Genomic DNA, 26524 nt, shown 5'->3' with positions numbered 1-26524 from the left:
ATTGGAGATAGTGATGCTATCCATGATACTGGAGGGCCGGACGACCACGATGACTGGAGGCGCTTCTCCTCAACATCTTTGCTGCTCTCGCTCCCCCTTGAATCCGGGTAGGGCAGCCTCTCGATCGGACCCTGCTGAACACTCTATCTGCCTTTTGATGTGGTGAAATTCCTCCCGGTATCTCCGCTCAGCTCCTCAGTACGCTCTCTTCTCCGGGATCGCCCCCCGCACCCCGCCCCGGGGGTCTTCCACGTCCCCGGCATACCGGGGGATGACGTGGATATGGAGGTGCATCACCGTCTGGCCGGCGGCCGCTCGCACGTTCACGCCGACGTTGTAGCCGTCGGGATGAAACCGGTCGTCGAGGAGGGTTTTCGCGTCGCGGACGAGGGCGAGGAGGGCGATCTCTTCCGCGTCGGTCGCGTCGAAGAAGTCCGCGACGTGGCGGAAGGGGATGACGAGGAGGTGGCCGGGGCTGACTGGATACTTATCATAGCGGGCGTAGCAGAGGTTGTTTGAGAGGACTATGTCTTCGGGAGGCGGGTTGCAGAAGGGACAGCCTATATCACCCATGCTTCGTACCCCCGGACGTGGATGAGGTAGGCGCATTTTTCGGCGAGGTGGTCGAAGGCCTGGTCCTGCCAGTCGCTCCCCGGTGTTTCGAGGCCGAGGAGGGAGACCGCGATCTCCCGCTCGAACGGGCGGGGAGCGTGGTCGTGGAGGATGTCCCAGTAGCCGATGATGCAGTCTCGCCGGGATTCGAGGAGCGAAGGGTCGGGGATGCGGTCGCGTTTTCTAGTGTTGATGAAGTCAAGAGCGGGGAGGAGGTTCCAGAGGTCGTTGTTCTTCCAGACCGAGAACGGGAGGACGTGGTCGATGTGCATCGCTTCCGGCGAGGAGATGGCCTTCCCCGACCAGACGCAGGTGAGCGTCCCTTCCTCCGCAAAGACCGACCGGTAGAAGTTTCGTGCATCCGCGATCGCCCGTTCGGTTGTCGGGGTCTTCGTGAGCAGGGAGAGCATGCACTCCTCGGTGACGGTCCCGGTCTTGTCCGCGGCCGCGGTGAACTCGGCCCATTTCTTCAAGAGGCTCTCCTCTCCGGAGATGAACCCCCCGAAGTGCTCGAAGACCGTGCAGAGGTCGCGGGAGAGGGAGAACCGGCCGGAGTTCTCGATCAGGGAGGCCCGGTCGATGGGGCCGTCGCCGGAGATCCGGTAGAGCGGCCGGTCGTAGTCGAAGACCGAGTAGTGCTCCTTTGACTGCGAGTACCCGAGGTGCTTCATCGGCATCTCGGTGATGGTCTTCCGGATCGCTTTCACGAGCGTCCGGAACGCGGGCTGGATCCCGGCCGGCATGGTGCCGCGGGCATAGTCGTTGTAGAAGACCGAGATCCCGCCCCGGTCCCGGTAGTAGTCGATGACCGGCACGAAGTGCTTCCGGAACGAGACGGCCTTGCCGGTCTCCGGGTCCGGCGTCTCCCCGTTCTTCTGCGGGATGAACGCCGGGGCTGCAAAGATGGGATAGTAGTAGAGCAGCCACTTCTCGATGAGCAGACCGAGGGGGAACGAGACCTGATCGCCGTCGTCCTCCCGCAGGTGCGAGGACTGCTGGCAGATCTCGATGACGCCCCGGAGGAGGGCGTACTTGTAGGTCGCGTCGGCGCTGTCCCGCTCGATGATGGTGTTGATCCGGCGGTACTGGGCGAGATCCATTGGTTGAGGGAGAGGTTGAGGGGGCGGGGAGATATGGGTGTTGGTTTTGGATGGGGAGGGGGAGGGGGTTCTACTGGCAAGCACCGTTGTTCCGGGAGAAACCGTTATAGTTTCTCGGCTTCAGCGTGATGCCAGTGGCCGCTTTTTTGTCGGATGGGTTCGCCTCAGTGTTCTAGCGAAATTCATGTTGAGCAAAAATAAAATAGAGGGGTTCCTTTCATGGTGGAGTCAGCGTTGTCCCATGCTCACAATCCCACCGCTTATCGCAGGTGGCGCAGGTATCCCTGTCTGGATGGTCTGAAGGAGGCCACAGGTTAGTCAATTTGCGTTGCTCGATTTCGGCAACAATGTGACCATATTGAGCCATAGCTTCCTGTATCCGTATTAGTATCTTTGGATCCGTGAAATCAAACACCAACATTGCACGCTGCTGAGCCTGTTTGTCGGGAACTGAAACCCAAGCAGACTTTTTCCCCCGCTTCTGCACAAGTTCGTTCATGAAGTACAAGATCCCCCGCGTGGGGTACATTCCGGTTCGAAGTCGATAAAGTTCAGCGTACACAAGCATTTGGAATTCATAATCCTCATATAATCTTGACCTGGTTTCGGTCCTGTTGGAAGAGGGGTTATATCCGGCCTTATAGTCCCAGATCTCAACAGGTTCATATCCTTGTGGCACAGTCTCATGCGTGAGATCACGAAGGACATCGACGACACCCTCAAGGACGTAGGTTTCTTGCTGAGTCTGGAACGCGCATTCCGTGTCGATGATATGCGGATAGAGCCGAGCACCTTCCAATTCGTTGAATCGACGCAGAATTGCAAGAGCATGGATTTCATTATCATCGTTATATCCACGGATTCCTCGGGCTCGAAGGCTCATGTTGACCTGTCTGAAGTATCTTTCGACATCGTCTTCAGTGGGTACCTTACCTTGCATCGTCGGATCGACAAGTCCCTTGTATTGCAGGTGGAGTTTATCTAACGTCTGATGGATGATAGTTCCAAACCAGAGTTGAACTTGGTGAGCCGACTTGTATCCGCGAACCGTAAAAAAGCCGTACTGGCGGGGGCACCGCCGGTATGAGAGGATATCTCCGGTCACACTATACTTCGGTAAGGCTGTTCTACTTGGTTGTACTTGGATTGAAAGATCCCTATATTCATCCCACGGCATGATCTCTTCCTAAAGTTGATGTACAATCCTGAATCTTTGCCGGTCTCTACCAATGATACCAAAGCCCGGGGTCCCTCGAAGGTGAGCCTCTGGTACTAAGTGGATCAACGCCCATTTTGCCCGGGAGTATGCAACATAATAGAACCGTACAATATCTTGAGCAGCCCGCTGCTCTTGGGTCATGTGGATGTACGACTGTGTTTGCCGAAATGGTTCGAAGTCATCCTCCAAACGGATTGCCTCCTCAACCTCCACATCCCGATTGAGACCATACACAAAGACAAAGTCGAACTCGAGACCTTTCGCCTGATGAACCGTCATAATGGGCAACCGGTTCGGAGGGGCAATGATATCCTCCTCTTCAGGATCGTTCATCCCTGAGGCGATAAGGCGTCCCACAAGGTGGTTGTAGAAGTCCTTTAACCAACCAAAGCTTATCGCTGGACGGTCTCGACTGGCTCGCAGATCTCCGCGATATGACCCCGGACTATCCAGATACGGGATCGAGGCGTATTGCTCAAAGATAACCGAAAGTTGTCCCAAACGATAAGTCCGTTCAGGATCTTCCTGCCAACCTCCAAACGGTTCGTGAGCGAGGATGTGATAGTATACATCACCTATTGACACTCCGATCTTGGTCTTCCGATCTCTTCTCTGGAATATCTCTTGGGTTTTCGTTTGGATAGCTTGCCGAGCCTCATCCACATAATCTCGGAGTGCAGGCGAGGTCGCGGCGACTCGATCGTAGGCTCGGATCCATTCCTCAACTTTGCGGCCGATGTTATCTCTGACATGCTGCCCCCGAACGCCCCCAATGCCTTGGAGATTTCGGTCGATAATACTCACGAACGCTCCGAGCGCAACGGTAATCTCTTCCTGCTCAAGAAATTGCCGGGATCGCGGGTTGTAGGGGAGGATCCCCTGATCTCTAAGAGCATCAGCAAAATGTCCGGCGTTCCTTGGGGACTCCTTCACTGAGCGCATCAAGAGCACGCATTGGTTTGCATTCTCGATGATATGGTTATCGAGCAGGTAGCGAATACAACGAGCAAAATTCTGGGCAGTGTCTTCAATCGTTCTCCCACGTATGAACGCAACCGCCGGATAAGTTCCGGTTATTGAACTCCCTGCACTTAGTTGTGGTTTCCCTTCTACTCGTGCACCTTCTATCCTCATCACTGGGAACGAACGGATATATTCGTCGCAATAGTTGACGATGGTTGGATGTGATCGGTAGTTCACGCCCAAGTAGCGTGGGGTGCTCCTCACTCCCAAATAATGTTGGCATGCATGATCGAAAGTTACCATGCATTCCACTGTTCCACCACGGAAACGATAGAGCGCCTGGTCATCGTCGCCGACGACGCAGAGATTGCGTGTATTGTGAGCGAGTGTGAAGTAGATGACCTCCTGGATTGGGTTTGTGTCTTGATACTCGTCGACAATGACATGAGCGACTCCCGGGTGGATCTCTGGTTCTGAAGAATCACCTTCGATAAACCTTCTGCCGACTTGTGAGTTAAGAAATTCGAGGAAGATCTGCTGGATTGTCGGGAAGTCACATCGTTGGTGCAGAGTCATCTGCTGGTGGTACTGATCGTATGCTTCGGTGAGAAGATCCCATGCAGGACCTGCCCGCTTCATTCGATCCTTATCAATAACACCCTCGGTGATCCGATTGAAAAGGAGCATAGCTGCTCGAGTGCGCTGCCATTGATTTGGAGGGTAACGGTGATCCCGCCACCCTCTTACTCCACTTAAAGGGTCATACCCTAGGAAAAGATAATCGAACTGTTCGAAAATTGGGGAATAACGGTCAGGATCTTGAACGAAGTCCGAGTGCTGCATAATGAAAAGATATTGCTCCATCTCATCCATGAGCCTGAAGTTTTGGTAGCCGGTATACCGGTATTCTTGCATTATATCGGCACATAGACTGTGAAGTGTTCCAATCCTGAGATCATAGATGTTGATCTGGTGGCGGAGGTCCGGATACTGATCGAAGAGGAAGCCTGCATAGGTCAGGATCCGATCCCGCATGTTCTTAGCTGCCTTCTCGGTGAAGGTAGTCATGATGATCGATTTAGGATTGATTTCCATTACGAACATGAGGACGAGCACTCGGAGAACAGCAGTTTCAGTCTTCCCTGAACCCGGTCCAGCAATCACCTGCATTGGATTTTCACCATGCATAATCACGCGACCCTGCTCGCTTCCCGGATCTAGCTCGTAGTCAAGATGCGGTTGGAGGATCGTCCGAAATTCGTCGAAGTGCATGTCACCCACTTATAGTGTATCTTATGACAACACATTGATGAGGAACTTATTACCCTTTTTGTTTTAACATTGGTATCATTAACTACTGCTACAATTCAAATAGAACTTCCTGTGGTAGTTAACTCGTGTAAGATTAGAGTGGATTCGTGGATTCCCTCTTACTACTTTAAGCGTGAAGAAAGGTTATTGTATTCATGAGGATGAGACAAACTCGTCCAGCGAACGATCCCGCAGTGGAATGGAGTGTGCAACAATGCTGCAGAGATCTCCGATGCCACGCGCCTTGAGGAATACAAATCTGTCATCCCAGATATTTTCAAGCACCATCCGATAAGTCATTCCGGCAATGACCATAATCTGATCGTACTGATCGATGATCTCGCCGAGACGGTCCTCAACCGCAGGCTGGAGACTCTTGATATCTGCCTTTGACCGCAGGACCTGTTCATACCCCTCAATCATGTCATCCGGAAAGAGTAGTCCGTACTTTGCAGAGATGATGGCGTAATCAAATCCCATGCTCTCGGCATACTCTCGCACTTTCCGAAATACCATCCCCTGATACATCTCCTTTGCAGGAGCAGTCACATTCCCGAGTGAGTCAAGCTTCTTCTTCGTGCACCCGGTTATCACCAGAACGTTATCCCCCTTCTGCAGGAAGTCAAGCGACTCGACATACTGGAATGCGTCATCCGGCCGCTTTTTTTTGATACAATTCGTCCACAAAGATGGATCCCGAAGTATCTGGTGAAATGCCCAGGTATTGTGGAAGCCTCGGCGACGGTTGCGGTTGTTTCCCCGGAAGATAATCACTTCAATCCCGTGTTCCCTGCATATTGGACATGGACATGCCTTCCAGGGCTTCTCTTCTAGCACCCGTCGGTAGTATTCAAGCACCCGTGGCTTCTCCTGAATAGCAGAGTTAAAGCGGGTCAGTGGCTTGAGCACATCCTCAATATCAATCGATCCCTGATCGTATCTTCGCAGTGCTCGTAAGCATTCCTGCCCTACCATATCGAGCACGGGTTGCTGGACAAGGTCTTTCTTCTTCCCTTTCAATTTCTCTGGGATCCGGATTGCAGAGTATCCTTTCCAATCCGGAGTGATATAATTGAGTTGGGTGCTCGCAGATGAGAGCCAGGCCTTCCGGAGATATGAAGCTGAATCAAACGCGACCCGAATACCAAACTCTTCGAGTTGCTGGAACCTGGAGAAGAGGTCACATCGAGCAAGTCCAAAGAAATGAAGGTATTCCGGGCGGATTTTTGCATCTCGAATCTCGTCGATCAACGCGTCCAGCAGTTCGATAAGGAAAATTGTGGGTGAGCGAACAAGCCCTCCAAAGGCAAGGTGGGAGATACCATGTCTGATGAAGTCGTTATACATCGTCAGATAGTCGGAGACTGTCTCTCCTTGAACCGCAACAATCAGCTGAAAGTCATTCCGATACTTTCTCGACCATTCTTCAAACGCTGCCAACCCATTATTGTATGTTATCCGCATCCGCTCTCCGTTCTGATCTCGATACATTGGAACAACAAGGTGGTCAACGCTCACCCCATAGTTGAACCCGAGATCACTATATAACTGGAGAGCCTCAGAAGTTGAGTAGAGGGGTACTGGCTCATCGATATACGAAAAAGCACCACAATCGGCCATAATCTCAAAGTTCTGAGGAAGCCCGAAGAAGCGATGAATCCCATTCTCTAATATTTTAGCATATTTTGATTTTTTTTCCTGTATGGTCGCAATCGAGACGAGGACACCATCAAACGGAACGTTCTCAATGCCGAAGATATCCCACATATACGTATCGTTATTGAGCGCATCCTCTTTGTGAGCCTGGGAGTGCTGATCCCGGATAAAGTCAAACCCCGGGTCAACTCGATCGTCCCATTCAGGGATGAAGTATCTCATCTTCTTTTATTATTAGTAGTGCTTCCAGATAAAATAGAGCAACGCGGGGTGAAACTGTATTTTCCTCTCAAAATTGACCGCTTTACATTGCCGATCGGTAATCCAAAAGGTATTTACAAGTTCTTGACTTATACGCATCTATTAGCGGAATAGAGGAGTAATATTGAGAAGATTGACTGCAAATCCTCGGCAGATGCTTATTGCGATTGAGTTCATCGGAAAGAACGGTCCCGTCGCAAAGCAGATACTGTTTGACCATCTTGTGAATTTTACTAATCCTGACATGGACGCGCAGGTCAAGTCCCGGGATGGGGCAACAAATGACGTTCTGTACTACATCCGTGAGATACTTGGGTTTGTAGAGGGGGAGGACACAGCACTCATCCTCACCTCTTCGATACAGAATCCCGGAATCAACCTATACTCCGGGAAGGACTTATATGCCGCAAAAGTTAGGGATGACCTCCAGATGGTCTACACTATGTTGCAGACCAATAGTCTCTATTTCTCTCCTGAAATCCGAGATATGTTAGCATTTATATTCAAGAAAAGGAAGGCGCGCAGGGCGGAAGTTGGAACCGAGTATCTCAAGAAACAGGTATATGGACATACCTTTAATCAGGCGACAATTGATTTCGCCCTGCAAACTTTGCTCCGTTTAGAACTGATTGAACTGCAGGAAAATTGTTACTCACTCACATATATCCACCCACTTCTGTTTGCACAACTCCTTGTGGAAGAATATCAGGCAAACGTAAACCCAGTTGACGGAACTGTGAGTTCTAGTGACATGAGAGATCTCTTTGATTTAAAGTATGCGGTAAGTTATGAGGTATTTGACAACAATTTTTCAACAGTACGGTTGCTCCTTCCTGAGTTAATTGTGACGGGGAGTTATGGGAAGTACTCCATGAACATGGATATTGCACAGAGGTTGAATTTCTATGCCTGAAACATCATATGAAGACCTTGGGTTGATGCGGAACCCTTTTGAGACGATCATTGCCGATGAACGATTGGCAATCCAGTATGGGTTGTATGGTCGGGAGGATCAGATTGAACGATTGGATGAATTTGTGCGCTCTGCCGTAAAAGCGGATTTCCAGAAACGGATCTTCATTATGGGGGAATATGGCACCGGGAAAACGCATCACCTTATCAAACTTCGTGAGGAAATCATCAGCGGCAAGTACGGCAGTGGTGTCACTGCAATATATCTTGGGAATCTAGGCATCAGTTTTCGCAAACTCTACGAAAATATCATTGAAACGCTGAAACAAAATGTCCCAGCTCTACGAGGAACTCTTGAGAATCTTCCTGATGTGGAACCCGCCCAGAGCGTGGAACCTACCTATGCACTTGAGAAACTCCGCGAGAATATCATCGCTAACCTCAACCGAATCATGGCGGATGCCAGGATCAACAATATTCATGGAATCTTTCTCCTCATCGATGAGGCGGAGGATATTGTCCAATCAGACGATAATGACCAGGTACAGTACTTCATTCAGAGCTTGCTTCACCTGATCAATAAACTGCTGGGCACCCCGCTTCATATAATCATGGGATTCTCGCGGGAAGCCGTGAGCAAGATCTCAATTGTTGACTCTTCGCAGGGTGGCGATCGAAAACTTGGCGACGCCTTCTGGCAACGATTCTCTCCAGAAGAACCTATTCGGCTCGGTAATCTGCGAGAAAAAGACACCACCTCGATGATACTTGATCGCCTGAACAGTGCCCGGGTTGTTCCGAGCGATTCGCTCTATCCAATCAAGCAAGAGGTCATATCTGTTGTCACAAGAAATGTTGGTGGAAATCCCCGTGAGATCTTGGCAATATTTAACAGAGCTCTTCGTGAAACGCTGCGAAGTGGGACAAAAGAGGTTAATGGCAACAGAATTATTCAGGTCCTTGCGAAGCATGAGTCCTTCTTTAACAAGACAATTGTGCTTGATTGGAATCGCCTGGAGTCGATCAGACAGAACATCGCAGCAGAGAATGAAGCGCTCGAAAAGGATTTTGCAACTCTGATGGGCGTTCTCATCGGAGAAGGGAAAAGTGTTACGGAAGATGATTTTACTGAGCCGGCATTTGCTGAAGCACTCACACGACCCATTCATGGAACCCGTATTCTCGAGCGGAAAACGAATAAGGATGGAGAAACTTTTTACACGATCAGTCCGGAAGTCATTAGCGAGATCTTTAAGGGCAAGCGATATGATTCTGAAACAGAACTGGCTCTAGACTACGAATTAATTGATTTAATGACAAATCCAGGCCGATATCAAGACCAGTTGACTAAAGGGTTCTGGAAGATATTGCAGAAGGAAATGAACGCCGAGTTCAAGTCAAGGCATATTTTTGATGATAAATTGGTGATTATCGGAAAATGTAGAATAGGGAACTCACCAATTCCCTACAGCATTGCATTGACGGCGTTTAAAGGAGTTGAATTCCCAGAGAGTCTGTATAATGGTCTCATCAACCTCATAGAGTCAAAACAGGCAACGTTCAGTGCTGTCCTGTACGATTCCACCACACTTGAGAAGAAGTTTGGGAACAGACTTGAAAACGATCCTATCTATCAGAAGTTCCGCCGCGATCTCAGAGATGCAGGGAAAAGCGTCTTTTTAGAGAGTATCCGAACCATTGAGGCTACAAAACTTCCCATACCTGATGAGCAGTTGATGGGGAAGATCAAACTCCTTGGCAATCCGGAGGTGGAGACAACGGATGATATCGATACGTCAAGTCTCCTCTCTTCCATTGGGATAGCAAACGAGATGGAGCAGCTCGTGTTGACAAAGGTAATTCCTTTCCCCGACGATCCGGGTGTCAGGCGAGTTATCGAAAAGCTCGCTGAAGATCAGACCCGGACCTACTCCCTGAAAGATCTGAGGACAGAATGCAGTGCGCCGTATCTGGACTCGGAAACCCTTAATGGTCTGTTAAAGCAACATTTTGTCAAGAAGGATGGGACACGGTGGCAGATTGCATCACTGGACTTGGACCCCATCTGGAAACTGATTTATGGATTCATTGTTCAGAAAAAATATGCCACTCTCGACGAGATCAAGGAGTATCTTGAGAGCCAGTATACATTGCAATGCTCTCCGGGAGAAGAACTCAGACTTCTCAATTGGTACATCGATCTGCTGGTCAGACTCGAGATGATCGCCGGTGCCAAAGAAGATGCCTCCGTCGTGTACCGACTTCTTGATCACTCTCAAAAACTCGATGTGCTTGTCACACAGTGTGAAGAAGCCCTACGCGATTTGGGGTCGCTTCTAACCGATGCTGAGAGGTTAAATATTGCAATAAGCGATTACGAGCGAAAGGTCGAGACTCTGGAAGGACGACTCGACCCACTCACTGTTGAACCTGAACCCGGCAGCGATCATATCATCAAAGCGAAGAACATTCTCGATGATATCGGGAATGTCAAAAGCGCAGTGAACAATGAGATCAAAAGCACACGGACGTTGCATGCATCCACTCTATCGAACTACAAAGAGCAAATGGATCTCACTAAAGAGAGAATCCGTGGGGCATTTGAGCGTGGGATCATCACCGATAACGAGCATGTAGAGTGGCAGGCTCATATCGACGATCTCTACACTCAGGCCTCAGAGAAACTGAAGGAAGGAAACTTTAGTGCTCTCACTGTTTATTTGAATCAACTCGAGAACGTTATCAAGATCAATACACGCGAGATTCGCGACAGGGAGACGAGCAAAGAACCCTGTATCTCATATGCAAAACAAGTGGACGATCTTAAAAATGCAATAGGAGAACTCTTAGCGGATCTTGAGGAACTTGGATACAGCAATCCCAGATATCTGGAGAATTTTGCTGATCTTAATAATAAACAATCGCACGAATACTTACCGCTCTTTAACGATGGAAAATATGCAGATGCTCTCCGAATAATTGAGTCGATTCATGCCGGGCTGATCACACTGAAAGGAAACTTGGTAAAGCAGAAGAACAGTTACCAGAACTATGAACAAATGATTGCAGCCCATAGAGCGTCAGTGCCCGAAGAACCACAAACCCTTCTGTATCTGGATGAAGCGGAAGAGGCACTTCGAGAGTGGGACTTTGCCACAGCAGAAATGAAAGTTTCACAGTTCCAGGATGCTCTTAAGAAACGAGAGCAACCGGTAAAAACGCCTGAAGATGAGTTTATGGAGAAGTTTTCTGCCCAGAGTAGTGTGACACTTGATACAATTCTTGAAAGTTACACGGTCGATAAGGCGTTCAAATTCCTCCAGAGTCTCTATGTCCGTGGAGATATCGAAGCCATTGAGATTCGAATAAAGAAGAGCCACTGAGGCGAGCGGTCGTGGACTTCACAAGTATCGAAGATCTTCAGAAGTTATGGACCCATCCCTGCACACCAGAGGTGGCAAAGAGCAACAGGGAGGCAGTCAAGTATCAGATCATCAAATATGTCGAGGACAGAAATGCGGATGATATCAATCGGGGAGACTATGACTGCTTTGTCAGTCTCAAGAATATCATAAATCATCTCACCAAAAATCACGGATCGTTAATTACCTCGCTATTCATTGACATGAAGGGTTCGCCGACAGCTCCCTCACCCGAGACGGTGACCTGGATCATTGCCACTTGCGTCCAGGAACTTGTCGATGAGCAGTATCTCTTATACATTTATGACAGGCAGCGGGTGAGGAGCAGAATTGCAGAACTGGTTCGCTACTTGTCGTATCTAAAGCAGAGGTTTGACGAGGACTATACAGCAAGTCCCGGTTTGGCGCACATGGTTAAATTAGAGGTAAAAAGTCGCCTTCGGCCACGAAGGGACATCCCTCTGGTACGGGCGATCCGAACTCTTTCGATGGTAAAGAATGCCGTTCAGATAGACGAAAATATTCGTCCGTTCTTACAGAAAAATTCGAGAGATTCACTCATTTCGTTTCGATCGATGGTTGAGAATCGGTTCAATAAAAAGCATAATGAGATAAATCTTTCATCATTCCAGCTCAGAGGGTTTCAAGAATTATTCCAAGCGGCAATATCTAAGGATTTTTCATCGGAAATTCTTTCATATATCATTCAATCAAGTACCGGCTCAGGAAAAACAGAAGCTTTTCTTTTCCCAATCCTGCTGTATGCATTGCTGACACAGGAGAAGCGTGGTACCAAAGCAATCCTTGTCTATCCACGCATCGATCTCTGCAATGATCAACTGCAAAGACTTATCGAATACGTGTATGCTGTCAACGCCACCCTTCAGAACCCAATCCGTATAGGGATTCATCATGGTAAGACCGAAGACCTTCCCCTAAAATGCCCGCATCAAGGGTGTAGCGGATCGTTGCAGGCCGGTCCAAATGGTTTCGTGTGCTGTGATGATGCAACACATACAGTTAATTTTGTGGTGAAAAAAACTGCTACAGCCGATATCATCATAACCACTCCTGATTCGCTCCATCGCCGTTTAATGGACCGTGAGGGGAAGTTGAATATCTGGAATAAGCAGATACTTCCAAAATACATCGTCTTTGATGAAGCCCATATCTATACGAATCAATCTGGAATGCATGTCGCAAACATTGTTCGCCGGCTTCGCCACAAGATCCGCCATTCGGGTGGTTCTGAACCGATATTCATTGCCTCGAGTGCCACGGTCGGTAAACCCAAGGAGTTCTGTTGTAACCTCTTCTCGACTGAGGATGCAAAAGTAATCTGTCCGAATGAAGTTGAATTAGAAGAAATGGGTCGAGAGTATATCGTATTTTTAAAAGCAACACATCCGCGGAAGATATTGCTCAGTCCGGAGGCAAGCCAGGAAGAACAGACAAACTATACCATTGCCACAAACCTCTCGGCAATGATTCAGACTGCCTTCTGTTTCTTCCACACCATGCTGAAAACAAGTGAGAAAAACCGGATCATTGGATTCGTTGACTCCATCGATATTATAAAACGACTCGGGGAAAAGTTATGTGATGCCGAGCGGAATCGGCGCCTCTATCAGTTAAGGACCCCAGATGCACGACTGGAAACATCTCGAAACCGCCAGTGCCCGCATGTCGGATGCAGATCTCTGCCTCCGAACCCCTACATCAACCGATGCCAGACATACCTCGATGGAGAGTGCTGGTGGGTCATGCAGGAAACCGATGATAGGCCGATGAGCATCCAGATTCACAAATCCGGCACAACACAGGACTGTGCAGGCGGGCAACCAAACTCAGAAGAATGGGACATGATGATCACGACATCCGCCCTTGAGGTTGGTTTTGATCATCCGGGTATTATCGGAACATTCCAGTATATGGCCCCGATGAACATTCCGGGTTTCATCCAACGCATCGGTCGGGGTGGGCGATCACCGGCCGACATGCCCATTGCGGTTGTGGTACTTGGATCACGTCCGATAGATAATTTTTATTTTCACCACACCTCGTTCCTTACCAATCCCCACGACAGTAAACTTGAGATCCCCATTGACCCGGAAAATAGGTACATCAAAGCGATGCATATCACGTCGTTCATCTACGACTATATCAGCACCCGTTATGCGATCGAAGTCCTCGACCAGGTCTACTATCAGGTAGATACGGAAGAGACCCTCAGTCTCATTGAGCAGACGGAGGAGAACTTACTGATAGACATCTGTCAGACCTTCAACCTTCGGTATGATGTGGCGAAACAGGAACTCCACATGATCAAGCAGTACTTTGCCTCCTGCTCTGAACCGTTGAGAGTGGAAGATCCCACAAGCAAGTACTACTGTACAGTCAGGTACCTCAAGAACAAAACGACGGTCGATGACATTATCGACCGATTGAACCGGATCGCATACTACCTCGAGGAGAACTGATATGGAGCGCAGGCATAATCACGAACGGGCACTGGGTGCTCTGACATACTGGAAAGCATTACAGGCAAGATCCTATGCATATCCTTACTTCCACCCTCCAAATCTCTTCGCAGTTGATCCGTGTGTTGTTAAACCATATTATGTCCCAGGAACATTCATCCCAATCTACGTCGGAGGGAACATTGAGATCCACGATGTGTCCGGTGGCCGGGTGAAGAGTGAAGGTTCTGAAACAAAGGAGTTCATTCTTGCAAACTTCCTGCCAGGTGGCTATAAGAAACGCTGGGGATTTCATCACTACAGAGCAATCTGGGCGCCGAGCGAAAAGCACTTGGAATGTGCAAATATTCACCCGACATTTCGATTCGAAAAGTCAGTGCCACTCAGTCAGATCTATGCAGAATCAGAGACATTCTCCCCACTCAATATCCCAGTCCAACAAGCAAAGATTTACTTCCCCGATCAGGTCAAAGTTGAAAAAGTCCTGGCAAATGCCAAGTATTATTGGGATGAAGAGCAGCACCTGCTCACTCACGCTGATACCGGGAACGCTATCGAGGTTGCGCGAGACCCCCTCTCAACACCCCTCTATACAAATATCATGACTTATGGAGGGCCTGCGGAACGCGTGATCGAGTTCCCCGGAGAGAGCCTGATAAAGACCATCGGCTATATGGAGAAGTTTGTCCTTGCACGTTGTTACTATGCAAACTGCATCCATCTTTTTGGGAAAGCCACAAATACCCTTACTCGGTTGGTACGGTTTTATCACGACAATGATAATACCTACGCGCTTCTTGGAACCGAGCACCTCTCACAGGCCACTGTCTTCGAGTTCTCTCTCAAACATCTCTTTGAGAGGATACCAGATATCCTGCAGGAAGACGAAATCCTGCAGAACGATCTTAGAATGCAGTATGTCCTCTTACAACTGTATGAATCAGTCCTATACCAGCAGACCCCTCTTGACAGCACTTACGACATTGATGGACTTTATCAACTCTTGGTCGCCCTTGATTACTGGGTACGCCAAACAGGGCGTGCAGAGAACCTCAAAGAACTTTTCGACCAAGAGACACCTGACATCGAACTGCTCCTTCAGGAACTGATCCCCAACAGTAACGAGACCCGATTACGGCTAGCAGGATACGATCCGGCTCGAAGGGAGGATCTGATCTCTCTCTTAACCGAGAACCACGCTTTATTTGAGGATATTTTTAACCGTGCATTTGACATCAATGAACTGGAGGCGTTCTGCAGACGAACCCTCTGTGCAACGCTGGAGAAAACTATCCAAGTCTGGCTCCAACAGTTCTTTGGATCTGCAGGAGACGGGTTGACGTACTGGCAAGAGTCTGACGGGGAAACCATGACCTTCTATGCATATGATCGCTACCAGGGAGGGTCAGGCATTGCAAAAGAACTCTTCCGGAAGTTTCAGGGTATTTCTCCAGAACTTTTTGACGTCCGAAAAGCATTGGAACAGAGTCTGCTGTGTGATGTCAATATCACGGAATCAATCATACACGATCTCTTCCGGGTATATGATCCCGAGTTCCTTGCTGCGGGGTTTAACGGGTTGGATTCTGATCAGGATACTATCCTCCGTCTGGCGCTAGAAAAATTCGAGAGGCAATATGGGTTTAACTTGCATGCAAAGAAGAGAGAGGATCTTCTTGCATTCTGTAAAATCGATATAAATAGGTTGGTATCATCAGAGGACATTGCGGCATTCTACTCTGAGCTGATTCGAGGGTACACCGATATTCTTAAAAAACTCCATCGAACACCGACAACTATCGATCTTCTACTCTACTGCTCCGGTGATATGTTCTACGATCCTCGAGCGACTGCAGCCTTTGAGAAATATCGTACTCGAAAGAAAGGAGATCTCAGTGAACTAGTCGTCCGGATTGAGGAGATGATGCCTTCATGCATCAACGGTTGTCCAGAGTGTATTGAGATCTCATCCTCCTATGGACAAGACCTGTTTGAATCCACCTTACTCAATAAACGCCTCTTAGCGCGGCTTCTGGAGGTTCAGTGATTATGAGCACGTACGTTGACTCTGCTGATCTGTATGCAGATCCGGCAAGATACAACAGAAACTTCATTCAGAGCACTGCTACACTTGCATCTGGCCCTTATTATTCGCCTACCCGGGGTGGCCCGAAGTATGTCCTTGATCTCGAATCTCCACCAGGAACTGACGTAAAAATTACCGTCTGGCGGATGGTTCCCGAATGGATCCCCTACCCCTCAACTTCACCGATGCTCTGGGATCTCTTTGATAGTCAGAATCCAGATGAGGGAGCTTTTAAACGCCTATTTGCCCCGGGTGGAGAGGTTTTCTTCGAAGGCTACGTCATCCAGCAGGGACAGACAACCTGGATCAATGTTGAGCGAATACTCCTTCCTGCACCGTCTGTTCCTGTCGGGCCAAGGGAGATCATCAGCGTCCGGACGTGTCCGAGGAAATACTATCTCGATTACGTTAAGAGTGTCAAGCACAGCATCCTGAAATACCCAGACAAGTATATAACTCGTGGCAATCTCGTCCATCACATCCTCGCTGCCATGCTTTGTGACGGGACATATTGTTTACTCGGTAATCAACCCCCAGCAGAGCGGGAACATATATTACGGGAAAGAATTGATGAGGCGATCCGGACAGAGTTCCGGTTGGATGCAGCACTGCATCTTATTGCGGGGGTCTCCCTTGAATCTATTAAAAAAGATGTCTTCCATCACCTCGCTACGCCCTTATATCGAGAAGAGTTATCCTCCCTCATCTCCGGGAAAGAGGTCCGGAGTGAAGTACAGATTAACAATGTATACGGTCTTGGCGGGATTATCGATCTTGTTGTCGACAATCGCCCAGTTGAGGTGAAGACGTCGTGGAACGTTCGGCCTGAGCATACGATGCAGCTCCAGGTATACCTCTTTGCATCGTATCTCAATTCGGGAAATCGCACTGGATACCTCCTGTACACGCAACCCGCTCGGTTTGATGAGCAGGATGGGGACCCCTGTCATTTACATGAGATTACGCTGAGCGACTTGGATATTGACCAGATCATAAATGCACGGAACAAAGTCCTCCTGCAGCGCGAAGGGATGCAATTACCGACCACACATAGCAAGTGGTGTAGCGAATGCCCCCACCAGCGCCATCCCGGCCACGCACTCTCAAAAAACCTTCCACCGTGTCAGTATTACTGCCAAACCGAGCGGTTCTGGGAGTGTTATGAGTCAGACGAGAGCGGTACTGTATCTACTAGGTGTCTGCTCATTAATACGTGTCCGACCAAGTTGACATACTTTGATATCAATGAGATCGACTACTTCAACAAGATCCGAGGTGCAATAAAGGCTGAGCATTCACTCCTTTCTTCTCTTGGTTCGCTCCTGAGGTCCCTTCCTGAAGAACAGCGTGTCTTGGCAGGTCAACAAGCGGGGGATCTCAGGTTAGGTCGATACGAAAAGGGTATACTGCACCTGAATTCAGTTTCAGCACTTCCACATCTTGATGTTGCTCCTGGTGATTATGCCTTGCTGCGGACTGCAGGTGGGGCGTATTCGTATCGCGTAGTGGTGCATGCCATAGGTCTAACAACGATCGAGCTTGCCACTCTGGCCTCTCTCCCCGATGAATTCCTGAACTCAGAGCACCGTTATACACTGGTCAAAGATTACGTAGAGATCGCCATCTTCCGGAAACTTCTTGGTGTCATTGATTTCATCCAACGCTCTCAAAGAGTGGTAACCCTCTCCTACCAGAAAGGAAGGCTTCTTCCCGAACACCGCATCCCCCGCTACAATAAAGAGGCCGTAATTGCCGCTCTAGAAAGAGCACAGGTCATTGCTATTCAGATGCCTGCTCACCACTCAGAGGTTGCATGCGCCGTCGATCTGGTCGCATCTCTGGATGCAGGGAAGCGTACTCTTGTCATTCTGAGGAACTTACAGGAGATTGAGGAATTTGTTCAGAATTTCAAGAAACGGCACCTGATCCTGGTCATTAACAAAGAAGCAGGGTTTACCGAAGAACCCGGCTCATGGGAGATCGGCAACCAGCAAAGCATTGAAGAGATTGAAGAGCGGATTCGCCTCTCGCCGATTATTCTTACAGATCGCAATCTCCTGCTCCAATCACGGGTTTTCGAGTTACTGAGAGACCCGGATAGGAAGCGTTACTTTGACTTTGTCCTTGCAGACGGTGCCGAACAACTCTTTGAACCGCTTAGCCACTATATTCAGTCATTTGCAGAGCAGAGTATCCTCATCGGTGATGCGAACCGTGTCGCATCTCCGTTAAAGAGCCAGGAAGCACGCAATGCAGGACTCGGTGTCAGCACGTTTGAAAAACTGATCCGATTCGATGCTTTCTTCGAGTCGAGAGAGTATGCCGTTTTTTCAGAGCACTTCCCCTATCTTCCAGGTCAAATTACAGAAGCGTTGAGGCAGACCAGAACTCGCGTCGATGCTGATGCAGACGGTGGGGATGTCTGTTTCACGACTGTCCACGGGCAGGAAGATAGCGGTTCAAAGATCTATGCGCAGTATACGATTGCCATGGAACCTGTAACGACAGAATATCGACTTTCAATGGAGCCCAAAACAGAGATCGATCTCAAACATCTTGAAACTGCCATCAACCGGCTTTCTGGAAAACAGATCCGTGATTATCCAGTTGGGTCTGTAGTTCCGGTCAAATCAGGAACACTGACCGTCAAACGGTCGGAACCGATTGGCCCTGCAGCCGGGAAGAATGAGAACGTAACGGTAGCGATCACAATCCCGGCAAACTTCCTTGAGGCACTTCAGGATCTTATGTTTGTGAATCAGGCAGAGGCAGAACGAGTTGCAGATGTGGTCTCTGCCCTCCAAGATCGGGAATCCTGTGTAGTACTCACACCCTACATCAGTCAGGCTTCATTAATTCGGTCATTACTTGTTGAGCATGGGATAACAGATGTTCCTGTGTGGCTGCCTCATCAGCTAAACGGGCAGTCATATACGACTGCCATTGTCAGTTTCGTCAATGCAAATCCCGAAAGGGTTCTTCGGTGGCCGCTGACGGATCCAAAAGTTCTCTATACGCTACTCACAGCAGCACGGGAGCACCTTATCCTGATCGGTGAACTGAACACTCTTTCTCAGAGCAGAATACTTCGGGATATCATATCGCCACAGGAGACTGTACAATCTGGGAGTATTTCAAACAGATGATCGAAGGCACGCGAGATCTGCGAAAACTGGCATATAATCGACAATTAGTGTCCAACAATCGGATCGTCTTACCCGAGCAGGTAAGTGAGATCGAGAGTTATCGTGTATTAGAGAAGCCGATATACGAGCTGCTTATCGACGATTTAAAGACATCATCATGGACTATTGACGAACTCTCAAGGAGATATGGCATCGCGAAAGAAGATATCCGTGAACCGCTCATGATCGCTATGCGAGACCCTGTTTTTATTGCCGAAGGATTTGTACCCCGCAGGGTGGGACGTGTCAAGCGAAATGGTAAGGGCCGGAATGTCCAATATGCACTGTTACCCATCCCCATCGAGGCACGAATCTTTGATCTCACACTTGGATTAAGCCTCTTGCATTTTGATTCTCTTCTCACGCAGCATGCAGATCAACTGCAATTTCTTCCATATACTGAGGGGTTGGATGCCTTTCGAGAGACCGTTGCTGACTGCTGGGACATTAGCAAAGAAAAGGTTGATCAATTCATTAGCAAACAAGATGCTGATTGTATACTTTCTGCGCTTGGCCCCCTATTTATTCCGAAGGACAGAAGAGTATATGAAAAGATTCGAAATAAATTATTCGAAGGAGAAACCCTGCTTATTCATCGCTTTACCCGGAAGAAGATCGATGAAGACATCGAAGTGATTCGGCGGAAATTCAGTGAGGGGTTTTTCGACTTCACTGATGTGCATAATACTGTGATTGCTCTCTCGGATCTTACTCGGTTCTGCAAATATAGTGACCGCATGTCGGAATATGCAGAATTGCTCAAAATTTCTGAGGATTTCTTTTATTCACTGTTTATTCTGGTGCGTGAGACGGAGCCAATGCCTGTTCCAGATACATCCGTATCGATCGACGAAGTACCGATTGTGCCTACAGAAGCGGGTCAATCGGGCATCCAAGATACAGAAGGGACAGCCACCACGAGTCGGGAAGTCTCGCAGTGCCCGGTGGATGAGGCAATTGCAGAATTCTACACCGTCATTATGTCACAGACTGCAAAAACAACGGAGATACAGAATGTACTCAGGAGTTTGAGGAACTATCTTGATAGTTCGGGTGTCTTCGATCTTGCCGTCTACTGCCTCACTTCCTCAAAGAACACGAATGTCCAGAAAGAAGCTATTAAAACCCTTGCACTCCTGAGGGATGACCGAGCCGTTGAGTCGCTTATCACCATGTATGGGCAGGTTGGTGTCATCCTGTCGGTGGATGTTATCCGTGCCCTTGGTTCTATCGGATCGCATGAGGCAGTGCCCTTCTTACTTGAAGTCCTTAACCAAAAGCGGCTTGAAAATCGTATTGCAGCAATAAAGGCTCTGGGACAGATACGAGACTCACGGGCAACACCCTCGCTGATTCAACATTTATTCGATCCGAGAGGTGAGATCCAGAGATATGCGACCATAGCACTTGGAGATATAGGCGACACCGCAGCCGGGCCTGCGCTGATCGCTCTCTTACACAATTCTACGTCAGTAGTTCGAGTCGAGGTAATACGGACATTAGTAAAAATAGGGTACACTCAGGCAATCCCTGTGCTGCAACAGTTGTGCGATGACCGTTCTAAAGCGGTTCGGGACGAAGTGATAAAAAGCCTTGAACTGTTATCTATGACTTAAAAGAAGACGTATTTCCTGCTGGCACTTGTAAAAAGAAACGATCGGTTCTAATGAACAAGTCAGCGTACAACTCTCTGGAGCACTGTAGAATCAATTGTTTCGCACTCCAAACTGGCGAAGAGATCCATCGCCTGGCCGCATAATGTGATTATACGGCGTGTATTTCCGTTTCCAGATCTGAAGATCTGCTCGATCGACTCATCAGTAAATGGCTCGATTGTCCTCGCGGGAGTAGTCCGCTCACGATTGAGATATGCTACGATGAGTATCTTGACAGTTTCTGCAGTAAGCGGCTTGAGATTGACTTCTTTCCCAATTCGTTCTGAAAAGGCATGATATTCCGAAACCATCTTCTCCCAGACCTCAGGTGCACATGCAATAATCAGAGAGAAGTTTGTTGGATTCATGTCAATCAAGTGCCTAAACGAGTTTAGGACGTCTTGCTTTGTTCGCGCCTGAAGGTTCTCGATATGCTCAAACTCATCGACAAGCATTATTACAGGAGCATACCCGAGGAGTTCAAGAGATTTTTTCAACGCACTAAATGCCCGCGGTGCATGCCGCTTATCAATATTCGATGTCAGGCTCATCTCCCTTCTTCGCGTATACTCAATCGGCTCTCCACTTAACCATTCCCAGGATGTCAGCGAATTCTCTTCATAAGCCATATTGATGAACGCACGGGCGAAATCCGGAAACCGAACATGCTTTGAGAGGCGGGTAAAGGCATGCGGAACCACTTCGGAGAGAAGAATGCTGCCGTTTTCGATACTCTTCCAACCGTTGGTGGGATCGATAGGTCCTTCAATGACGCCCTGCTCGACAAGATCTACCGCGACTTTTCCGATATACTCCTGCGCTCGTCTTTGGATAAAGTCCGAGCCCAGATCATAGACAAAGTCCCGGTATATGTCCAAGAAGGTCTCGCCCGGTTGCGCAACGTATCCGATACAGGGCCGTGTCTCGTATGTGGTAGATTGAGCAGAGATTTGTGAATGTATGTATTTGAGTGTGTGGCTCTTCCCATTCCCGTACGAACCGGTTAGGATGAGGTGATTTGCACGGCCTGTCAGAATAGTGGTTGAGAGAACAGAGTTGATAGTCAAGAGCACTTCATCCTGCCCTACGTAGATCTTCGGTTCATCGTCAGGAACTCCTGCATATGGAAACGGATTTGCGCGAAGTCCGAATCGGCTGTAGTTTTTCGTTTGGGACTGGAACAGAGGGTTATTCAATGATGTCGCCCCCGTGTATCGCAACAAAGTAATACTGTTTTGAGTCGCACACTACTCCCTTTAAAAAACGCTCGGAAGTCAACTTCATAGTTATCTCGTCGGGCATTTCTGTGAAAATGAGAGATTTTATGTGCTTTGATGTAGCCTTGGCATGCGTCGTAATTGGTGCTCCGCTCAGCTCAATAGTTCCGATATTATTCCTGTAAAGTCGGAGAAATTCTTCATTGAAGTCACGTCTCCGAATCTTCAGCCTTTCGCACACTAACTCACGGATCTTCGGAATTTCGACGTATCGCTGGTGCAGAGAGGCCCCTGCCCTCGTGTTCAACTCCCCGTAAACACAGAGGAACTCGGGAAGCATGGGTGCGGTCATCGCGTATACAGGATAGTAGACGTTGGTGAACACGTTCCTCTGGGCCGAACCGACCCGCTCAACCCAGTCGCATAAAACGGATAGTGACGTCTGATTAAATGAGGAGGGGGTCTCCTTGAGGTGAGGCAGCAACTGTTTAGGTTCGATCGGCCCATACTGAACGAGTGTTTTGTAGAAGTCAGAGTAGAAGGTATATTCCAGCAAAACCTGATGCACCTGTTCCCACGCTCCTTTGCGTACGGCTATGGTCAGGTCTTTCCCAAGCGACGTTGGTTGAAATTGGTCGGCCACCCCTTGAAGTAGCCCCATACGGACAACTTCATTCAGGATCTCTTTTGCCCGGCGTTGCGATACTCCATATTTTTCCTGGAGCAGCGAACCATCAAGGTCGCCCTGTGATTCACTCAAATACACTGTTTCGACAACCCTCCCTAAGGTTATCGGTCTCATGCTTGCTCTCATGTAAAACCTCGGATCTTTCCTTTCGCGTAGTGATATGCCCCGTAAATAAGGGGATTTGGCTTCAACCTCTGTTCAAGATACGGTTCCAGCGAGTTTTCACTAATCGCGATCTTCAACTTACGTATCTCATAAGTGATCATCCACAGATTATGCAACGCAATCAACCGCCGGTCTTCACGAACTTCATTATATGGGTGTGCACTACAAACCGGGCAAACACAGGGGAGCCATGTGCATTTACCAATGTCCTGAAAATCTACCGACCCCTGCCCTGGAACAAAGTATACTCTCTTCGAACCGGCCCTTAAGTATGATGAAGAATCGAAGGTATCAACACCGAGGTAAACCAAAAGCGGGATGTAGGATGGACCTCCCAACCCAAATACATGGAGTGGTGCATCCCTGATCCGTTTGCGGACAGCCCAGATGGTATCTACTATCTGCTGGAAATTAGAACGCTTTGGAACGAGCCCACCTATTGCAAATCCATCAAATTGACCTCTCTTCTGCAGGTAATCGACCATATTGAGCATCGCCCGGATATCTCCTCCCTGAATGCATGCGTAAATTAGCATATCCTCTCGTTCTCGATGTTTTAGGGTAATTAGGGCGTTTTTTACGCACGTTCTGAGGGTCTCGGCATGTTTCTGTGTTAGTGTATTTTCCTGGGGTAGAACAGGAATGTCCAATGTTGCTGCAATGTCTGCGCCGATGCTCTCCTGGATCCGGAGAATCTCAATCGGATCGATAGTGAGATCAGATGTTCGGTTCTGAAAACCTCCGCTATCAATGAAGAAGACGCCGTCCTGCGTATAATGGCGGTGGAGGCCCTCAGCCATAAGGGTCTGGAGAATGGAACTCTTGTACAGGAGATGTGCATTCAGTAACATTGTCTTCATGTCTGGTATTTCCGTCCAGTACTCAGGACCGTTCCCCTCTCCCCGGTGTCCGGTGTTATTAACCGGAAAGAGAACTGGAGTTTCAATCGGCCGTGTTGGTGTATCGATGACAAATATCCGAGCCATAACAAATACTCCACTGTATTGATAGTCTAACTATGCAATAGACTACTCATAGATATAAGTATTTTTCGAATCAATGAAGGTAAGAAATGGTCAGCAGTCTTCCCAGAAATCTTCTCGAAAAATTTGCGCGTCTCTATGCTGAGAGAGGCACCTCAGAGTTTCGATTTCAGGAAGCAGAAGAGATTCTTGGTGAAACAGAGAAGTATGTTGGTCAGATTCTTCCGAATCTTGTAAGAGCTGGGTGGTTGGAGAAGAAGGTTGATCCAGAGGATAGCCGACGAAAGATATACCGAGTTGTTGATCCAAACAGAATATTGCAGCGCCTTGGGCAAGAACTCAAAGATGGCCCGCGATAACTCAAGGCCAATCCTTTATCTGATCTCCTTAGTGGTATTAACTCTTCTCGGCAGTTCCACCTGATGATTGTTCTTCAAGCAGTTTTTAATGAAGATAATTCACTCAATTCCCAGACACCACGTTGAGAGTCCTTCTTCATGATACCTCTCTCAACCAGATCAAAGCGGATCCATTGAACATTCTTCTTCCATCTGGAGATCCCCTCACCCACCTTTTCGAGATCAGCTGGGTTAAACTCATTCAGTAACCTCCGTTCAATCTCAGCTTCAATGGTTCTTTTTGAGGCAGAACCACTGAAACCCTGTAAAACATCGATCAGAATGGGTTCAAGCTCGCTCGCCGTAAAATGTGGAGCATCGACTTTTCCGAAATGCGGTTTCGGTTGCTTCTTGGTAACATTGCGGGTTGGCCTAAAGAACGTCTTGTGCATGACTGCCTCTATTGATAAAAGGACTCTTTAATTTTTCCTGATCAATCCGAAAACCCCTCTCATATCATATCTCTTAGCAATGGCAAAGGCAGGAACCTTCATCCTATTATCCTGCAACTGCATACTAATGACGAGGATGCCTACTGCAGTATGGGACATTCGTCAGTAGTTCGGTAACTGGGGTAGCTCCAGAGGTGCAATGCTTGGTTCTCCACTCTCTCACCCCCCGCCCATCCCCCCACAATCACCGCCACCACCCCGCCGCTCACGGCCGACTGGCGTACCCACTCTACGGGCTCACCGAGGAGGAGATCGCAATCGTGGAGGGGACGGCCTGACGTTCCGGGTCAGGGGGTATTATCACGTGACGAAAGGGGGATTCCTCCCCCGGGCAGAGCGGGACGCCGCTGCAACCTCAGCCGGAAGCCGTCCCGGCCATATCCCGGAGGTGCTGCATAATCCGGTCTTTGTTCCCCGGCAGGTTTGAGAACTGCTTATCGCAGACATCGCTGAACTTCGCGAGGGCCTTGCGGTTGACCTCCTCCTGATCCTCGAATATGCCGACCGAGACGAAGGGCCGCCCCCACTTCTCGAACTGCAGGATGTTTATCGTCGCGTCACGGACCCGGTCGTCGTTCGCGAGCGCAAAGATGTAGATCGGCCTCTGCATGCCGTTGATCCTGCAGTCAACGGTGTATTTCCCTTCCGGATCATGCTCGGGATCGTGCCAGTCAAACTCCCTGCGCCCCTCAGGGACGGCCTCCTCGATGAGCGCACGGAGATCCTCCTGGAACGTGGAGTAAACGCGCGATCTCGACAGATACGTAAGATCCGATATCCGGATCAGCGCCTGGATGAAACTCCAGAGGGCGTCCCCAAACCGGTCGCCCGTGATGCGAATAGCGAGCTCGCCCCGGTTGTTCTCCAGCCCGAACCGGGACAGCACACTCGCGATCACCTTCTGGCGGGTTCCCCGCTCTAACTCCCTTGCGTCGATCGAGTAGGTCAGGTGCATGAAGGTATGCCCCTCATCCGTCAGCGTCCAGGCGCCGTCCTCATCCTTCAGGACGATCGCGAGGTTATCCCCATCATCAAAGACAAACGGTGTGAAGACCCGATACCGGTTGATACCCTCCGGGCGGAGATGGATCTGGCTGCAGACCTTCCTCCGAAACTCCTCTTCGATTGCCTCGATTGCCATCGGTTATATCCCCCAGTCGGTAAGATCCTTCGTGGTTACCGCTGAACCCTCAAACCCGCAGTCGTTGAACATGCTCTTCAGCGCGCCGTGGTGATCCGGGTACCGGTCTGTCGGAACCGCATACCCATCCTCGTTCCAGCCCGCGGTCTGGTAGCGCTCTGTTGCAGTATGGATGTGGAAATCATAAAACTTCTCCTGCTCAAGCCTGTTCGTGTGTTCGTGACTTTTCCCGTATATCGGCGTAGCCGGAACACCTGGTTTGTGTTTGGAATGATATAGCCGAGGATCACGGAGAAGTCCAGCGAATTGAATAGACTTTGCCGGAATATCAACCTGAACCGGGATTGATTCGCACCCTCTATACCGATCTCGTACTCCTTATGGCCGCCCTTCTCTTTAGGGCGAAATCTCCTGGAGAAATCTCCCGGCAGCGGCTTGGCCTCTCTGAGTAACGCATCGATCTCATCATCAGTGAGCCGCAAATTCATTCAGGTAGCCTCCACCGGAGTACTAGTTCATTTCAATGATTCTACGGTCGCCGGAAAGAAAGATAACTATTTCCATAATCACGGGTGTGAGAACCGTCCTCCGCGTATGGAGAGCGACTTGATTCCCTCG

At 49.1% G+C, this 26524-nt stretch carries 19 protein-coding genes; 8 read left to right on the top strand and 11 right to left on the bottom strand.

Features of this window, described 5'->3' with window-relative positions; translation table 11 throughout:
* Positions 1 to 195 precede the first annotated feature (195 nt).
* The 5 genes from MCUHO_RS04625 to dpdA form a co-directional block, all read right to left on the bottom strand.
* Positions 196 to 573, bottom strand: coding sequence for an HIT family protein (locus MCUHO_RS04625; protein ID WP_067074537.1), 378 nt, complete (start codon positions 571 to 573; stop codon positions 196 to 198).
* The gene (locus MCUHO_RS04620) at positions 561 to 1712 is read right to left on the bottom strand and encodes an HNH endonuclease domain-containing protein (RefSeq protein ID WP_067074138.1); all 1152 of its coding nucleotides are present in this window, start codon (positions 1710 to 1712) and stop codon (positions 561 to 563) included. The genes MCUHO_RS04625 and MCUHO_RS04620 overlap by 13 nt, the downstream gene beginning before the upstream one ends.
* 217 nt (positions 1713 to 1929) lie before the next feature.
* Complete coding sequence (locus MCUHO_RS12325) at positions 1930 to 2889, bottom strand: PD-(D/E)XK nuclease family protein (RefSeq protein WP_084385922.1); 960 nt, start codon at positions 2887 to 2889, stop codon at positions 1930 to 1932.
* A 9-nt stretch (positions 2890 to 2898) separates the two neighbouring features.
* Entirely contained in the window at positions 2899 to 5166 is a 2268-nt protein-coding gene (locus MCUHO_RS04605) for a UvrD-helicase domain-containing protein (RefSeq protein WP_067074117.1), read from the bottom strand.
* 192 nt (positions 5167 to 5358) lie between these two features.
* Positions 5359 to 7083, bottom strand: coding sequence for a tRNA-guanine transglycosylase DpdA (dpdA, locus tag MCUHO_RS04600; RefSeq protein WP_067074112.1), 1725 nt, complete (start codon positions 7081 to 7083; stop codon positions 5359 to 5361).
* Between the two features lie 163 nt (positions 7084 to 7246).
* Here dpdA and MCUHO_RS04595 point away from each other — a divergent pair, with 163 nt between their 5' ends.
* Genes MCUHO_RS04595 through MCUHO_RS04570 form a run of 6 tightly spaced genes read left to right on the top strand, consistent with a single transcriptional unit; the run spans position 7247 to position 20823 of the window.
* Positions 7247 to 8035: a hypothetical protein gene (locus tag MCUHO_RS04595; protein WP_161485879.1), complete on the top strand. Its 789-nt coding sequence runs from the start codon at positions 7247 to 7249 to the stop codon at positions 8033 to 8035.
* Entirely contained in the window at positions 8028 to 11417 is a 3390-nt protein-coding gene (locus MCUHO_RS04590) for a P-loop NTPase family protein (RefSeq protein ID WP_067074104.1), read from the top strand. The genes MCUHO_RS04595 and MCUHO_RS04590 overlap by 8 nt, the downstream gene beginning before the upstream one ends.
* An 11-nt stretch (positions 11418 to 11428) precedes the next feature.
* Positions 11429 to 13936: a DEAD/DEAH box helicase gene (locus MCUHO_RS04585; protein ID WP_153020005.1), complete on the top strand. Its 2508-nt coding sequence runs from the start codon at positions 11429 to 11431 to the stop codon at positions 13934 to 13936.
* A gap of 1 nt (position 13937) precedes the next feature.
* Positions 13938 to 15983 carry a DUF1998 domain-containing protein gene (locus MCUHO_RS04580; protein ID WP_153020004.1) on the top strand — a complete coding sequence of 682 codons (2046 nt, stop codon included), beginning with the start codon at positions 13938 to 13940 and terminating at the stop codon, positions 15981 to 15983.
* 2 nt (positions 15984 to 15985) lie between these two features.
* Complete coding sequence (locus tag MCUHO_RS04575; RefSeq protein ID WP_084385921.1) at positions 15986 to 19168, top strand: PD-(D/E)XK nuclease family protein; 3183 nt, start codon at positions 15986 to 15988, stop codon at positions 19166 to 19168.
* Positions 19165 to 20823, top strand: coding sequence for a HEAT repeat domain-containing protein (locus MCUHO_RS04570; RefSeq protein WP_067074090.1), 1659 nt, complete (start codon positions 19165 to 19167; stop codon positions 20821 to 20823). Before MCUHO_RS04575 ends, MCUHO_RS04570 begins: the two co-directional genes overlap by 4 nt.
* 59 nt (positions 20824 to 20882) lie before the next feature.
* On the opposite strand, the gene MCUHO_RS04565 is transcribed toward MCUHO_RS04570, so the two are convergent.
* From MCUHO_RS04565 to MCUHO_RS04555, 3 genes are read right to left on the bottom strand one after another with little or no spacing between them, the layout of a single operon-like run.
* Positions 20883 to 22058: a BREX system ATP-binding domain-containing protein gene (locus MCUHO_RS04565; protein ID WP_067074087.1), complete on the bottom strand. Its 1176-nt coding sequence runs from the start codon at positions 22056 to 22058 to the stop codon at positions 20883 to 20885.
* The gene (locus MCUHO_RS04560; RefSeq protein ID WP_153020003.1) at positions 22051 to 22881 is read right to left on the bottom strand and encodes a hypothetical protein; all 831 of its coding nucleotides are present in this window, start codon (positions 22879 to 22881) and stop codon (positions 22051 to 22053) included. Before MCUHO_RS04560 ends, MCUHO_RS04565 begins: the two co-directional genes overlap by 8 nt.
* Before the next feature lie 8 nt (positions 22882 to 22889).
* Complete coding sequence (locus MCUHO_RS04555) at positions 22890 to 23918, bottom strand: tRNA-guanine transglycosylase (RefSeq protein ID WP_067074077.1); 1029 nt, start codon at positions 23916 to 23918, stop codon at positions 22890 to 22892.
* Between the two features lie 86 nt (positions 23919 to 24004).
* On the opposite strand from MCUHO_RS04555, the gene MCUHO_RS12585 reads away from it, so the two are divergent.
* On the top strand, positions 24005 to 24274 hold the full coding sequence (locus MCUHO_RS12585; RefSeq protein ID WP_153020002.1) for a MarR family transcriptional regulator: 270 nt from the start codon (positions 24005 to 24007) through the stop codon (positions 24272 to 24274).
* A gap of 74 nt (positions 24275 to 24348) precedes the next feature.
* Here MCUHO_RS12585 and MCUHO_RS04550 read toward each other — a convergent pair whose 3' ends face one another.
* Positions 24349 to 24705: a winged helix-turn-helix domain-containing protein gene (locus tag MCUHO_RS04550; RefSeq protein ID WP_067074073.1), complete on the bottom strand. Its 357-nt coding sequence runs from the start codon at positions 24703 to 24705 to the stop codon at positions 24349 to 24351.
* Between the two features lie 203 nt (positions 24706 to 24908).
* Here MCUHO_RS04550 and MCUHO_RS13055 point away from each other — a divergent pair, with 203 nt between their 5' ends.
* Entirely contained in the window at positions 24909 to 25043 is a 135-nt protein-coding gene (locus tag MCUHO_RS13055) for a hypothetical protein (RefSeq protein ID WP_268872788.1), read from the top strand.
* Between the two features lie 77 nt (positions 25044 to 25120).
* On the opposite strand, the gene MCUHO_RS04545 is transcribed toward MCUHO_RS13055, so the two are convergent.
* Both MCUHO_RS04545 and MCUHO_RS04540 read right to left on the bottom strand, forming a co-directional pair.
* A complete protein-coding gene (locus tag MCUHO_RS04545; RefSeq protein WP_067074070.1) occupies positions 25121 to 25906 on the bottom strand; it encodes a DUF1828 domain-containing protein in 786 nt (261 codons plus the stop codon).
* Positions 25907 to 25983: 77 nt separating this feature from the next.
* Positions 25984 to 26394 carry a hypothetical protein gene (locus tag MCUHO_RS04540; protein WP_067074068.1) on the bottom strand — a complete coding sequence of 137 codons (411 nt, stop codon included), beginning with the start codon at positions 26392 to 26394 and terminating at the stop codon, positions 25984 to 25986.
* Between the last annotated feature and the right edge of the window lie 130 nt (positions 26395 to 26524).

Source organism: Methanoculleus horonobensis (genome assembly GCF_001602375.1).
GTDB classification, from domain to species: domain Archaea; phylum Halobacteriota; class Methanomicrobia; order Methanomicrobiales; family Methanoculleaceae; genus Methanoculleus; species Methanoculleus horonobensis.
This window is presented reverse-complemented; position numbering and strand designations above follow the sequence as displayed.

What these genes read in the sequence shown, in the direction of transcription:
- MCUHO_RS04625 (WP_067074537.1), bottom strand. Translation starts at nt 573, where the DNA reads ATGGGTGATATAGGCTGTCCCTTCTGCAACCCGCCTCCCGAAGACATA.
- MCUHO_RS04620 (WP_067074138.1), bottom strand. Translation starts at nt 1,712, where the DNA reads ATGGATCTCGCCCAGTACCGCCGGATCAACACCATCATCGAGCGGGAC.
- MCUHO_RS12325 (WP_084385922.1), bottom strand. Translation starts at nt 2,889, where the DNA reads ATGCCGTGGGATGAATATAGGGATCTTTCAATCCAAGTACAACCAAGT.
- MCUHO_RS04605 (WP_067074117.1), bottom strand. Translation starts at nt 5,166, where the DNA reads ATGCACTTCGACGAATTTCGGACGATCCTCCAACCGCATCTTGACTAC.
- dpdA (WP_067074112.1), bottom strand. Translation starts at nt 7,083, where the DNA reads ATGAGATACTTCATCCCTGAATGGGACGATCGAGTTGACCCGGGGTTT.
- MCUHO_RS04590 (WP_067074104.1), top strand. Translation starts at nt 8,028, where the DNA reads ATGCCTGAAACATCATATGAAGACCTTGGGTTGATGCGGAACCCTTTT.
- MCUHO_RS04580 (WP_153020004.1), top strand. Translation starts at nt 13,938, where the DNA reads ATGGAGCGCAGGCATAATCACGAACGGGCACTGGGTGCTCTGACATAC.
- MCUHO_RS04575 (WP_084385921.1), top strand. Translation starts at nt 15,986, where the DNA reads ATGAGCACGTACGTTGACTCTGCTGATCTGTATGCAGATCCGGCAAGA.
- MCUHO_RS04570 (WP_067074090.1), top strand. Translation starts at nt 19,165, where the DNA reads ATGATCGAAGGCACGCGAGATCTGCGAAAACTGGCATATAATCGACAA.
- MCUHO_RS04560 (WP_153020003.1), bottom strand. Translation starts at nt 22,881, where the DNA reads ATGAGACCGATAACCTTAGGGAGGGTTGTCGAAACAGTGTATTTGAGT.
- MCUHO_RS04555 (WP_067074077.1), bottom strand. Translation starts at nt 23,918, where the DNA reads ATGGCTCGGATATTTGTCATCGATACACCAACACGGCCGATTGAAACT.
- MCUHO_RS12585 (WP_153020002.1), top strand. Translation starts at nt 24,005, where the DNA reads ATGGTCAGCAGTCTTCCCAGAAATCTTCTCGAAAAATTTGCGCGTCTC.
- MCUHO_RS04550 (WP_067074073.1), bottom strand. Translation starts at nt 24,705, where the DNA reads ATGCACAAGACGTTCTTTAGGCCAACCCGCAATGTTACCAAGAAGCAA.
- MCUHO_RS04545 (WP_067074070.1), bottom strand. Translation starts at nt 25,906, where the DNA reads ATGGCAATCGAGGCAATCGAAGAGGAGTTTCGGAGGAAGGTCTGCAGC.
- MCUHO_RS04540 (WP_067074068.1), bottom strand. Translation starts at nt 26,394, where the DNA reads ATGAATTTGCGGCTCACTGATGATGAGATCGATGCGTTACTCAGAGAG.